This window comes from Affinundibacterium fentianense, assembly GCF_018139545.1.
GTDB classification, from domain to species: domain Bacteria; phylum Pseudomonadota; class Gammaproteobacteria; order Burkholderiales; family Burkholderiaceae_D; genus Undibacterium; species Undibacterium fentianense.
The window spans coordinates 224,992-237,880 of record NZ_JAGSPJ010000003.1 but is presented as its reverse complement, the minus strand read 5'-3'; the positions used below and the strand labels follow the sequence as shown (position 1 = coordinate 237,880).

The 12,889-nt window shown below is 47.0% G+C and carries 8 protein-coding genes; 4 read left to right on the top strand and 4 right to left on the bottom strand.

What is annotated here, in order from left to right; all coding sequences use genetic code 11:
- Positions 1 to 60 precede the first annotated feature (60 nt).
- The 4 genes from KDM90_RS08765 to KDM90_RS08750 all read left to right on the top strand — a co-directional run bounded on the left by KDM90_RS08765 (position 61) and on the right by KDM90_RS08750 (position 6,379).
- A complete protein-coding gene (locus KDM90_RS08765; RefSeq protein WP_230409700.1) occupies positions 61 to 1,260 on the top strand; it encodes an NAD(P)/FAD-dependent oxidoreductase in 1,200 nt (399 codons plus the stop codon).
- 165 nt (positions 1,261 to 1,425) lie between these two features.
- Positions 1,426 to 1,680 carry a (2Fe-2S)-binding protein gene (locus KDM90_RS08760; protein WP_212675225.1) on the top strand — a complete coding sequence of 85 codons (255 nt, stop codon included), beginning with the start codon at positions 1,426 to 1,428 and terminating at the stop codon, positions 1,678 to 1,680.
- The gene (locus tag KDM90_RS08755) at positions 1,677 to 3,032 is read left to right on the top strand and encodes an NAD(P)/FAD-dependent oxidoreductase (RefSeq protein ID WP_212675224.1); all 1,356 of its coding nucleotides are present in this window, start codon (positions 1,677 to 1,679) and stop codon (positions 3,030 to 3,032) included. The genes KDM90_RS08760 and KDM90_RS08755 overlap by 4 nt, the downstream gene beginning before the upstream one ends.
- 569 nt (positions 3,033 to 3,601) lie before the next feature.
- Positions 3,602 to 6,379 carry a TonB-dependent receptor gene (locus KDM90_RS08750; RefSeq protein ID WP_212675223.1) on the top strand — a complete coding sequence of 926 codons (2,778 nt, stop codon included), beginning with the start codon at positions 3,602 to 3,604 and terminating at the stop codon, positions 6,377 to 6,379.
- 124 nt (positions 6,380 to 6,503) lie between these two features.
- On the opposite strand, the gene KDM90_RS08745 is transcribed toward KDM90_RS08750, so the two are convergent.
- The 4 genes from KDM90_RS08745 to KDM90_RS18290 all read right to left on the bottom strand — a co-directional run bounded on the left by KDM90_RS08745 (position 6,504) and on the right by KDM90_RS18290 (position 12,660).
- Positions 6,504 to 7,001 carry a hypothetical protein gene (locus tag KDM90_RS08745; protein WP_212675222.1) on the bottom strand — a complete coding sequence of 166 codons (498 nt, stop codon included), beginning with the start codon at positions 6,999 to 7,001 and terminating at the stop codon, positions 6,504 to 6,506.
- Between the two features lie 369 nt (positions 7,002 to 7,370).
- Positions 7,371 to 8,075: an NAD-dependent epimerase/dehydratase family protein gene (locus tag KDM90_RS08740; RefSeq protein ID WP_212675221.1), complete on the bottom strand. Its 705-nt coding sequence runs from the start codon at positions 8,073 to 8,075 to the stop codon at positions 7,371 to 7,373.
- 20 nt (positions 8,076 to 8,095) lie between these two features.
- The gene (locus KDM90_RS08735; RefSeq protein ID WP_212675220.1) at positions 8,096 to 9,169 is read right to left on the bottom strand and encodes a glycosyltransferase family 2 protein; all 1,074 of its coding nucleotides are present in this window, start codon (positions 9,167 to 9,169) and stop codon (positions 8,096 to 8,098) included.
- A 128-nt stretch (positions 9,170 to 9,297) separates the two neighbouring features.
- On the bottom strand, positions 9,298 to 12,660 hold the full coding sequence (locus KDM90_RS18290; protein ID WP_212675219.1) for a S41 family peptidase: 3,363 nt from the start codon (positions 12,658 to 12,660) through the stop codon (positions 9,298 to 9,300).
- Between the last annotated feature and the right edge of the window lie 229 nt (positions 12,661 to 12,889).

Below are 12,889 nucleotides of genomic sequence, written 5' to 3'. Positions count from 1 at the left end.
CCAAGTTTTCGCTCGGCTTACCAACTATCGAATGCACCACACCATGAAATCAACAACACGATGCCACATTTGGCAATTGCCGCAATGATGTCCGACACAATGATTGACACAACAGAGTTCGACGTGATTATCGTCGGAGCGGGGATCATTGGCTGCGCTTGCGCCGCAAGCTTATCCGCGAATGGCTTGGCCGTCTGCGTAATTGAGCCGAACACCATCGGTGGTGGCGCGACTGCAGCAGGCATGGGACACCTCGTCGTCATGGATGATAATCCGACTGAACTGGCATTGAGCAGCTATTCACTCGAACTTTGGCGGAATATGTTGGGACAAGACCCACAACGACATCGTGCACACGAATACAGTCAGTGTGGAACGATTTGGGTTGCAGCAGATGAAGAAGAAATGCACGCAGCGACCGCCAAACAGCGCCTATTACAAGAGCATGGCATCAGTTGTGAAATATTAAATCAAGCACAGCTGTATCGTTTAGAGCCCGAATTACGAACGGGTCTTGCTGGCGGCTTATTGGTACACCAAGATGGCTTGGTCTATCCACCCAAAAGTGCGGAATGCTTGCTCGAACGCGCAATCCAAGCAGGGGCACAGATTTGCCAAGCAAAAGTGACCGCATTACAGGATGGTGCGGTGATGCTCGATGATGGTCGAAGCGTGCGTGGCAGAGAAATAGTGGTTGCGAACGGCATCGCAGCAATGTCCTTGATTGACGATTTGCCCTTGCGCTACAAAAAAGGGCATTTGCTGATCACCGATCGTTATCCCAATTTCATCCAGCATCAATTGGTCGAGCTTGCCTATATCAAGAACGCCCATGCGAGCGATGGCGATAGCGTTGCTTTCAATTTGCAGCCGCGGCCCACTGGGCAAGTTTTTATCGGTTCATCACGCCAATTTGACGTGCAACACAAAGAAATCGATATCGGGATTTTGTCCAAAATGTTACGTCAAGCAACTAGCTACGTTCCCGCGCTAAGCCAATTACGTGCTATCCGAACATGGACTGGCTTTCGCGCGGCGACACCCGATGGCTTGCCGTATATTGGTGCTCATCCGAACCGCCCCCATGTTTGGGTCGCCACTGGACATGAGGGCCTAGGTATCACCACCTCACTCGCAACAGCGGAAATACTCACAAATCAAATCTGCGGCGAAGCAAGCAAAATCCCCATTCAGCCATATTGGCCAGATCGGATGCTTCCCAAATTGACAGCATTGACGAGTCAATCAAATAGCCGATGAATTTCCCGAATGCTTCTCTTGACTTCTAAAAAATTTCGATCAATTTTTAAGCATTGATAGCAGAAAAATAAATAATTCGTATCGCAATCCTACCTTCGGCCCATTTACTTTTTCAGTACGAACAACGTATCAACTTAATTCGTTCACATCGCGCAAAGTTTACAGATGAAAAACCTGATCACGCTTTATATCAACGGTAGCCCATTCCAAGTCCCCACTGGGATCACTGTCGCGGCAGCTCTAGCGCACTGCGGCGTACTGCACACTCGACGCTCTGTGTCAGGAGAATCGCGCTCACCGCTTTGTGGTATGGGTATTTGTCAGGAATGTCGCGTCACCATTAATCAAAGTCCACACCAACTCGCATGCCAAACAGAATGCGCTGATCAAATGCAAATACAGACCGGAGTGCCAGCATGAATACAATCGAATGCCCTCTACTCATTATCGGTGCTGGGCCTGCAGGACTTGCCGCAGCCGCGGCCGCGGCAGTAAGCGGCTGCGCCATCCACGTCATCGATGACAACCCAAGATCGGGCGGTCAAATTTGGCGTGGTGGCGCTGACAAACAGGCGGATCAACGTGCGCAAACTTTGTGGAAAGAAACCAGCAACAACGAGAAAATCCATTTTCACTTTCAATCGAAAGTCGTACATGTTGCTCGGAATTCCGATGGCAGCTTTGATGTCATCACCGAAGGGCAAGCTGGCGCGAGGACACAACATTTTCATGCGCAAAAACTCATTTTGTGTACCGGTGCGCGTGAATTATTGCTGCCATTTCCTGGTTGGACTCTCGCTGGCGTGACCGGTGCAGGTGGACTGCAAGCTCTGGCAAAAGGGGGTTACCCTGTCGCTGGAAAACGGATCGTCGTCGCGGGCAGCGGGCCATTATTGCTCGCAGTCGCAGCGAGCTTGATCGAGCGTGGGGCGATCGTGACACATATTTTAGAACAAAGCAATTTGAGCCAATTGCGTCAATTTTCTCTGCATTTGCTCGCAACGCCAAGCAAAATCTGGCAAGCACTTCAACTTGCGCTACGCTTACGAAGCACACAATACCTTTATGATAGCTACGTCGTCTCGGCACATGGCGACACAGAAATCAAACAGCTTGTTGCAAAAGTGCGGGGCCAACAAATTACCCTTGAATGCGATTATCTCGCTTGCGGGTTTGGCTTAATACCGAATAGTGACCTGGGTGCCGCATTCGGTTGTGAACTCAGCACGGATAACCCAGCCTCATGCAACGCAGCATTGCCGAGCGATGCGACAGAGAAAAAATCACACCATCTCAGCGCCCATCCACGAGTGATTGTCGATGCGCTACAACAGACTTCCGTGCAAGGCCTTTACGCCGCAGGGGAAATCTGCGGTGTCGGCGGTGTCGATCTCGCGCTGGTCGAAGCACGCATTGCAGGCTATGCAGCGACCGGACAAGATGAGCAAGCAAAATCATTCGCAAACGAACGCAAGCGATGGCAAAAATTTGCAGCCCAACTTGACCACTGCTTCCGATTGAGAGACGAACTTCGACACTTGTGCCAAGCCGACACGATAGTGTGTCGATGCGAAGATGTGCGTTATACCCAGCTCCAAGAGCGAAAGAACTGGCGCGCAGCAAAACTCCATACACGATGCGGTATGGGCGCCTGCCAAGGCAGAGTCTGTGGTGGTGCTAATCGTTTTCTGTTTGGGTGGGAACGGGATGCAGGCCGCTTGCCGTTGTTCGCAAGCAGAATAGAAAGCATAGAGTCAATTTCCGTGGAATAAGACACTCAGTCAAACAGCAACGGTACGCCGATACGATGCACCATGCATGCAACAAACTGCCAAGGACTATACCGACGTCAACATCGCATCGAGAGACAAAAACACCAACCTCGGGGAACTCAATAGCCCCGAGACAGTCTGAACCAGTCTGGCACACGGCCACTCATTCGTTCCTGTTCGGGAATTGATAGCACCTAAGTGGTCGGATAGTTTAAGTAATTCAATGAATACATTACATCATTAACTGGTCTCTACTTCCTCCATGCTCGAATCGATCTCCATACGAGCTTTCATTAAAAAAAATGGCTTGAAATGACAAGTAAATTGCCTCGCAGTGTTGTTTTAAGATAGTCCATCATTGTTTCATATTGACAACTCACTTCATAAAGTGGTCTGATACGCCCCCGTGATAAATATTTTTCACAACTTAAAACTTTAAGTAAAAATATTAGTCAAAATAGTTGAAATAGCCCCGATAAGCTGCTCGCAACCTGATTTCCCCATCAGGCTCTCAAAGCTATTTTCAATTTAAAAATATTGATTTTTAAGACCTTCCTTTGGAGTTCACTATGTTCAAGAAAACTGCATTAGCACAGGCACTTTCCCTCGCCTTCGCGACGGCGATCGCCAGCATGGCACAAACAGCACTCGCTCAAAACACGGTTGCACCGCAACGTGTTGAAGTGACGGGTTCAAGTATCAAACGGACACAAACAGAAACAGCCTCACCTATCCAAGTCATTGGTCGCGAAGAATTAGCAAAATCAGGCAAAGCAACCGTTGCAGAATATTTGCAAACATTGACAGCGGATGGGGCTGGCTCATTACCTACAGGTTTCGGAAATGGTTTTGCTGCAGGTTCTACAGCAATTTCATTACGCGGCTTAGGTGCAACATCGACTTTAGTCCTGTTGAATGGTCGTCGTATGGCACCCTTCGCGCGCGCTGACGATGGACAAAAAAGCTTTACCGATTTATCGACTGTTCCAATGGAAGCAGTTGATCGCATTGAAGTCTTGAAAGATGGCGCATCATCGACTTACGGTGCCGACGCGATCGCAGGTGTGGTAAATATTATTTTGCGCAAAGACTTCCAAGGCGTCATTTTGAAAGGCAATTACGGCACTTCAAAATATTCTGACCAGAATCAAGCAAAAGGCTCTTTGACTGTGGGCTTCGGCGACCTCAATAAAGATAACTACAATATTTTGGTCAATGCGGAAGTCTATAAGTCTGACGAAATTCTCAATAAGGATCGTGCAGATCGCGCGTGGATTGGCCACGGCGATATTCGTCCATGGGGTTATGCAATGGCATCCCAATTTGCAGCAGGACACATCACCTCCTCAGGTTCGCCAAGCCCAACAGGCTCCTTGTTGGATCCTGTTTCCAAGGCCTATGTCAGCCTGCCAGGTTGCGCATCTTTCTCTGTTGCGAGCCCACAAGATCCTAAAGGCGGCTGCCTATGGTACGCTGACCAATTCCGCTCTATGCAACCACAAATCGACGGTGTCAATCTCTACACTCGTGGCACATGGCAACTCAACAATGATTTACAAGCCTATGCGGAATTAGGTTACTCAAAACGTGACACAGCATTTACTTTGGTTCCACCATCCATTACCCCAACCGTCGCATTCCCTCCGAATGCAAGTAATCCTAGTGGAGTCATCAACTATGGTTCAGGTGCTGGCACGACCATTGTATTAGCCGCAAATCATCCACAAAATCCTTATGGCGTACCAGTTCGTGTACGTTATTCCGCATTTGATGTGGGTCCAAGCACACGTAATGCAAACAACGAATTTAATCGCTTTGTTGTCGGTTTAAAAGGTGTGGCTGCGGGTTGGGATTTTGATACAGCATTTGTCCATTCTGAATCCAAATTACACTTAGCCTATACCAATATGTTGAATATGGCCGTGGTGAAGGCGGGCTTGGGCGATGCAACGAGCCCTTACTTCCCTTACTATATCGGTGCACAAGCTAGCAAGAATCCTAGCTCTTTGTACTCAGCAATGGTACGTACCGCAACTTCCGAATCAACCACACAACTTGATATCGTCGACGTCAAGGCTTCACGTGAATTGATGGAATTGCCTGGCGGTATGTTGGGCTTAGCGGTTGGCGCAGAACACCGTCAAGAAAAACTCAACAATCCTTCTTTGAGTGGAACAGAAAACGGTGCGATCAATGCTAGTTATGTTGCTGCCAAGGGCGATAGCAAAGTTTCTGCGGTTTTCGTCGAATTGGCTGCACCGATCATCAAAGATTTAGAGTTATCAGCTGCAGCGCGTTACGACAAATACGATCGTTTCAGCTCGACTACACCGAAACTCGGCGCAAAATGGACTCCTAGCAAAACCTTCGCTTTGCGTGGCACTTATTCCGAAGGCTTCCGTGCTCCAGGACCAGCTGAATCTGGCGCAGAAAGCCAAAGTACTGGTACGGCGACTGCACGTGATCCGATTCGTTGTCCAAACGGCACACCCGCACCTGGCGCAACTGCAACGGATTGTGCAGCATCAGTTGCAGCAGTAAAAGTCGGCGATCCTAACTTGTCACCAGAAAAATCTAAAGGTTACACTTTGGGTATGATTTGGGAACCTGTCAACAATTTATCCATGTCATTAGATGCATGGAAAATTAAGCGTAGCAATGAAATTAATCCATTGCCGTACAACGAAGCTGCTGCTTTGCCAACCGCAATTCGCGCGGATAATAATTTGGTGATCAATGGTGTTGTTGTTCCTAATTCAGGCACACTGTTAATTTCCAAGGCGCCGTATCGCAACTCTAGCTATACCGAAATCAAAGGTTTAGATTTGGATGCAAAATATCGTGTCAATATGGGCGAATATGGTCGCGCGACTATGGGGCTGACTTGGACCCATATTGCTTCTTGGTTGCGTGCTGAATCGGAGAAAGTTCAGTACCAATTTGCAGGCACACATGGTAACTGCGATACGTCAAATTGCGCTGGAACACCGAAGGACAAGATCAATTTCACGACATCTTGGGACAAGGGCGATTGGAATGTCACAGCGACAGCAAATTATCGTGCAGACATGAAAAACGTCGCATTTGCGGGTGACTTGTGCGCATCCAAATTTGCAAATGGTAGCGATGCACCAAATGGTTGCGTGTTGCCTTCCTTCACAACCTTGGATTTGTCAGTTCGCTGGAACTACAGCAAGCAGTTGCAATTGTTCGGATCCATTACAAACTTGACAGACAAGATCGCGCCATTGGATCCGCTGACTTACGGTGGATTGAGCTACAATCCGATGGATGCAAGCGGTGCAATTGGCCGCTACTTCAAAGTCGGTGCGCGTTATCAGTTCTAAGCATAATCGAGTTCCGATTAACCTGAACTAAAAGAAAGGCGGTGCGTAAAAGCATCGCCTTTTTTTATTTTAGTTAATGATCAAAACCAGACCAATCAATGATGAAGATGCTTGGTCTATGCCCTCATTTTTTGACGCCTTTTTTCGGCTCAGATTTCACACTAATACCGGATTCATTAATAGCACGGTCCAAACTTGGTGATGCAGTTGCACTCGTTGCGTCGCCTGAGCTTAATACCCCACGCATACTCCCTCCTCCCTCGGGCACAGTCACTAACATCATTCCATTTGTCACTTTGTTGTGGAACGGTGTATGCCGGCCTGCAGTCGATTTGCTCACCACAGTGTAGTCAAGCGCAAGACCAGCATTGAGCTTTTCGCCAAAACTATTCCGCGCCTCGACTTTTGAGTCTCCCGTCTCAAAACTAAGGCGGTATTCCCCCCCTTCTGAAAACTCAATTTGAAATTGCCCATTACTATCTGTCAATGCGCGCTGTATCATCTGACCACCAGGATTTTTGCCTCCCTTCACAATGATCCCGCCAATCGGTGTGCCCGGCGAAGCGGCGAGTGAAGTACAAAATAGAGCGGTGAAAACGAAACCAGAAAATTGTCGAATCATGGATTGCTCCTCGATGGTGAGTGATGTAGCGAATGTAATTCTATGACGCATCGTGCAATACATCCTGCAGCGTTGACACGCCAACCGTGTCAATTTTATTCAACGGTAGGGCAAGTTCCCGTCGACATGTCGTGATTTCAAGTCACGAGATTGAATAGCCGACTACAATATAAGCTTGAAATAAAAAAAGTACAATGACACGTTTGGATCAAAAGAGGAAATGCACGGTTCAGCCAACGGGATTAGAACAGGTCAATTAGCTGTTCAATGGGCGAAGGAAAGCTGCCATCGAAAAATCGCAAGCATGACATAACCGAGCGTGCCTGCCGACCTTCAACATCCCCATTCAAATGATCTGAATTTAAGTAGTCACTCAGCATACATGGTCGAATAGTACTTGTGCAGAGTATTGAAGAGATAGTTTTCGCCGAATTTCATGCCAATTCTGTCAGCAAAATCTAAGGTCACTTGCGGATTCAATTTAAAATCTGACACTTTAGGCTGCCAGTCGACGAGGGCGTCACGCCCAATGACCTCCGCCATCGTTGAAACAATCTCTGGTACGGTGTAGATCTGTGGACCTGCTAAGCTCAAAATACAATTGTGCGCCCATCGATTCTGTACAATTGCGTTGACTATACGCGCCATGTCCATTGCATCGATCAATCCACGACGTGCCGTCGTCCATCCTGTAAAGCGATATGATCTTCGAATATGATTCGCCAGATAATTTAACAAGGTGTGCGGGTTATTGGAATAGCCAACAACCAGTGGCAACCTCACAATCAAAAAAGATGGACAAGTCTGGACAATTTCTTCCATCGCCAACTTGTGTCGCATATAAGGTGTTTGCGCTGCCCCATCTTCGACCAGATGACAGGTGCTCAAATAGATAATGTGCTGCTGCGAATCCAATGCAGCGATCGCACTCAACAAAGTGTGACGTTCGCGTTCAAATTCTACAATTACATCGGTGGAAGAATTCGAAACACCTGCTGCGTATAAGCATATATCAGCGGAATCCTTTAAATACGATGCAAAACTACGTGCAATCAAGCCATGACCAACAATCATCTTTCCGCCAAAATCCAAATTTACTTTCGCTGCAACGCAGCAAGGCTAATTTCCGTCTGTCTCTGAAATACTCCCGTGAGAGCCAATACCTGACTCAAGGGCAAGTGGGTCTCATTGGCAGCTTGCGATTGAATAGGACGACCTCGAAAATGGTGTAGCTGAGTCGACTCGAAAATATGTTCTAACAAACCCAAAGTACTCTCGAGTGCTCGCACCAAACAGTCATCAGTTTTTGCTTTTTGACGCGTTGCTTGTTCGCTCATTTTCGAATCAATTGAATGCTGACTCCAAAACCAATCCAGTCGGTCTTCTTGCTGCAAACGATAAACAAGTTGCTGTTGCCATCCTGCATACCAAGGATTACCCAAATCCATCAATTTTTTTCCATGTTCTGCGCGTTTGTCTAAACGGCTTCTGGTAAGCATCGGCAAATGGGCAGCAAACAGCATAGGCTCGTTACGCTCAGCGTTGGCACCACCACCAAAATGCGTGGCAGTATGCGCCCCGGTATTCAATTTTAGGAAATGTGAGTAGCGACAAATGATTTTGCTTGGAAATTCAAAATCAAAGAATGTTTTTTCACCGCTATACATGGTTTGACTAGCGTTCTTGGGATTGTATTCAGAGTGTGGAACCGAGACAAATCGCAATCGACGATAGTGTTGCAAGTCGCATTCATCAAAATCATGCATCGAAATAAAATTTTTCAACGTATAGCGAACAGCTCGTTGTGAACTTGGGACGGTGGCAAGGAAATCATGCAAACGCGTTGACTGGAGTCCATCTCCAAGCAATAAAAATTCATCCGCATCGAATACATAGACCCAATCTGGCTTCACCTGTGCCGCGATCTGTATCATTGTATTCGCAACAATGCTTTGCTCCACATTTTGATCAGGGATATGGAATACATGCAATCGATTTCCCCAATACTGTCGTAGATGCTCTAAACCTTCAGCAGTTGCATCACTACTTCCTTGGTTGAATACAAACACCTCATCCACGTGATTCAATAAGGCATAGGAGATCGAAACAGCGCACAGCGCCCAATCGTTTTTACAATGAATGATTCCAGCAATTTTCAAATTTTTCATGTATTTCAAATAGTGATTCGGCGACGCTAACTCGCTCAGGCTAAGCGGCTATTATATCGGCACCAAACAAAAACCCGTACTCTGTCAACAAAGTACGGGTTTTAAATGAAAACCGCGGACGGTGGGGTTTATTGTCCCAACTTCGTCGGCATCGGCGGTGCCACCCGTAATTTCACGTCGCGATAATTTTTCAGCTTGGTCAAAACATTGTCGATGGCGGCGTCCAATTGCGGATCCCGTCCTTGATTGACGGCCAAAGGATCAAGTTCAACATCGATGTCCGGTGCCACACCTTCATTCTCAACTCGCCAAGCATTGTCAGGCGTAAAAAACCGGAAAAATGGCACAACGAGATTTCCGCCATCAATTAGGGCTGGATTAGCGGAGATACCAATTAAGCCTCCCCAAGTGCGCTTCCCTATCAAATCCCCCAGCTTCAAGCGTTTAAACGAATAAGGTAAAAAGTCACCTCCCGAGCCTGCATCTTGATCAATCAGCATCGCTTTCGGACCATAAATGGCTGCTCCCGGCGTTTCGTAAATCATGCCATCGCGGTCTTTCCAGCCCGCTAAGTAAGGACGACTCAAGACATCGGTAATGTAGTTTGCTGCCTGCCCACCACCATTCCGGCGCTCATCAATAATCAATGCCGATTTGTCCGCTTGGGCATAAAACATACGGTTAAAGTATTGGTAGCCTTCTCCTCCCGTGTTTGGCAAATAGACATAGGCGACTTTACCGTCAGTCTTCTTTTGCACGTAGTCACGATTTTTTTCTACCCAATGCCATTGACGTAGTTCAGCCTCATTCGCAATTGGTTGCACAGTAATGGTATGACTTAGCTTAGCCTGTAGATCACGTACAATCGACAAATTCACTTGCTTGCCCACTTTATTTTCAAGTAAGGCGTAAATATTTGTATTACGATCCACAGCCTTTCCATCTATCGCGACAATATAGTCACCGCTTTTCACGTCCAAGCCAGGTATTGCCAAAGGCGCAGGGACGAAAGGATTCCAACGATCCCCTTGATAGATCGTCTTAATTCTCATATGGTCATTTTCAAGAACTAGATCCGCGCCAAGTAAGCCGACCGAGACCGCAGTCTCTTGATGAATATCTCCTCCCCCCACACGATTATGTCCTACTTGTAACTCGCCAATCATTTCAACCAGTAATTCGTTTAGGTCCTCTCTTCTCTGTACGTATTTCAACAGATCGGCATAGCGTTGATAGATGCCATTCCAATCCAAGCCATGTAGGTTTGCGTCATAAAAAAACTCTTTCTGCATCCACCAGGTTTCATTAAAAATTTGCTGCCATTCTGCACGCGGATCAACGCGCATTTTCAATCCTGCGAGGCTGACAGGTTTCGCATCAATTTTCTCAGAAGCGTCGGCTATTTCCAATTTAGCTCCAGCCGATTGCAGGAGTAATTTCTTACCGTCTGCGCTTAAACCATATTCTTGAATCCCAGCGCGGACCAACTTAACTTTCTTTTCTTCCGCATTAAATCGCATCAAATTTGCTGTATTTGGAGTACGCTCAGTGGGTACCTCATTGCTCGCGCCTGGTTGCGGTTGTTCAAGAAAAAATAATGCCCCATCATGGGCTACCAATAAATTAGAGTAATTCCGCTCCGCCACAGGTAAAGCAACGATTCTTTGCTCAATTCCCTTGAGATCAATCTTGACAGTTTTCACTATCGCTTTAGAGGCATCGTCTTTTTTCGACTCATTCGCGCTTTCTGGCTTTTTCTCTATCGCAGGCTTGACATCCACCTTTACTTCCTCATCACCACTTTTCGGTAGCATCGGAGACTTACCATCGGCTGCTAACACGACTGCATAGATGCCATGACGTAGTGGTCTTTCTTGACTCGACATATCCAACCCAACATGAGTTGGGCCAGCGTTGGTCGAAGCGGTAAAGTACAAATAATCTTGAGCAGCAAAGGCGGGATGATCCGCATCACTCAATCCATCTGTGATGGTCGTACTCTTACCTGTCACAAAATCAAAAAGTTTAATTTGCGAAAAATGATTGTCACCCACGACGGTATAGGCTAGCCAGCGACTATCACTGGAAAACGAAGTACTAAATGCCGCCCGTCTCGCACTCTCATCGATTTTGCTGACCTTCGAGTTCGCGAGATTGAGTACGAATAACTGCAGGTGGTTATCTTGAAAAACGATTTGCTGGCTATTTGGAGACCATTCCAGCAACGTGAAATAACCAGTTTTTCCCAATGCGACGGTCTTCGGCTTGCCTTCGCCAGTCTGATTCTTGATGACAATGGTGTGCGTGATACCTGCATCAGATAGATACGCAATCTGCTTGCCATCGGGGCTCCAGATTGCGTCTTTTTCCCGTATCCCAGAGGTCTCAGTCAAATTACGAACCGATCCATCCTTGACGGGGACTGTGAAGACCTCACCACGGGCTGTCACCAGCACTCTCTTCCCGGTCGGTGACAAGTTAGCCGATGTCAAATTCGGACTTGCGTCTTTCCACTGTGGGCGAACCTGATTTGCCTGTGCCGTTTGCAAACTCAAATCGATGCTTAAAGTCCGAGTCTGTCCACTCTGCGTATCAAACTCTTTTAATACACCGCCCGCTTCATACACAATGCGTTTTTCGAAAGCACTCATGCTACGAATATCCCATTGTGTCTCTTTACTCAATTGTTGAACCTGCTTACTGCGCCGATGATAAACAAACAAATTCGCGGCACCATCATGTCGATCAGAAATAAAATAAATATCATCACCAATCCAAACTGGCGACTTATCACTCGCATTAACATGCGGTATTTTTTCTAATTCTTTGGCTTTCAAATCGATAATCCAAATTGGCGGGGTCGTACCTCCACGATGTTGCCGCCAACCGCTAGATCCTGAGTACGCTTGTGGAAATGGTCGATAAGCAAGATACTTTCCGTCCGCTGACCAATTGCCTTCAAATGCAATGGCGTCCATCACTTTTTGTTCGGCACCACCATGCAGGCTGACTTCAAATAAATTGGTACTACGACTAACTGCAATCTCCCGTCCAGATGAAAATAAGATGCGTTGGCTATCGGGACTCCAGCCTACCACCACATCCGCACCTGGATGCCAAGTTAAGCGACGTGCTTCACCTCCGCTAACTGGCATCACATACACATCAATATTTCTGTCATAGGCGGCAGAAAAAGCAATCCAACGTCCATCAGGCGAAAGACTAGGTGCAAATTCGTTTGCTGGATGTTGCGTCAAGCGCTTGACCGCTTTGCCCTCACGATCACTTAACCAAATATCGCCACCATAAACAAAAGCCAAGTGATCTTTTGACACTGTGGGCTGTCTGAGTAAACGTGTTTCTGTTGTCCCCTCCGCGGCTATCGGCTCGGAACTTGCACTTGCTGGCAAAATTGGCACAAGTGCACCAACAAAAGTCGCGGAAAGGCACAATTTCACTAATTTGGGCTTGAATTGTTTAAGTTGACTCACAGTTTGCTCCTCTGCTGGCGTGGGTAAGTTCAAAAATTATTTGTTTTCTATGGCTGTTATTGACACTCTTGGCTCGACTCTTCTATCGAAAATCCTGCATTACTGGCCCTTATCTGTCAGTCTAATCAATTGATGCGTCATGCCACACTCCTGATTGACTATGAGAAGACGAATGAGTTCCCAGTTTTGACACTAGATTCAACTGCGAGACAACACCACGACATAAACA

Bases quoted from the DNA above. Each gene is read 5' to 3' on its own strand.
- KDM90_RS08765 (WP_230409700.1), top strand. From the start codon at position 61: ATGCCACATTTGGCAATTGCCGCAATGATGTCCGACACAATGATTGAC.
- KDM90_RS08760 (WP_212675225.1), top strand. From the start codon at position 1,426: ATGAAAAACCTGATCACGCTTTATATCAACGGTAGCCCATTCCAAGTC.
- KDM90_RS08755 (WP_212675224.1), top strand. From the start codon at position 1,677: ATGAATACAATCGAATGCCCTCTACTCATTATCGGTGCTGGGCCTGCA.
- KDM90_RS08750 (WP_212675223.1), top strand. From the start codon at position 3,602: ATGTTCAAGAAAACTGCATTAGCACAGGCACTTTCCCTCGCCTTCGCG.
- KDM90_RS08745 (WP_212675222.1), bottom strand. From the start codon at position 7,001: ATGATTCGACAATTTTCTGGTTTCGTTTTCACCGCTCTATTTTGTACT.
- KDM90_RS08740 (WP_212675221.1), bottom strand. From the start codon at position 8,075: ATGATTGTTGGTCATGGCTTGATTGCACGTAGTTTTGCATCGTATTTA.
- KDM90_RS08735 (WP_212675220.1), bottom strand. From the start codon at position 9,169: ATGAAAAATTTGAAAATTGCTGGAATCATTCATTGTAAAAACGATTGG.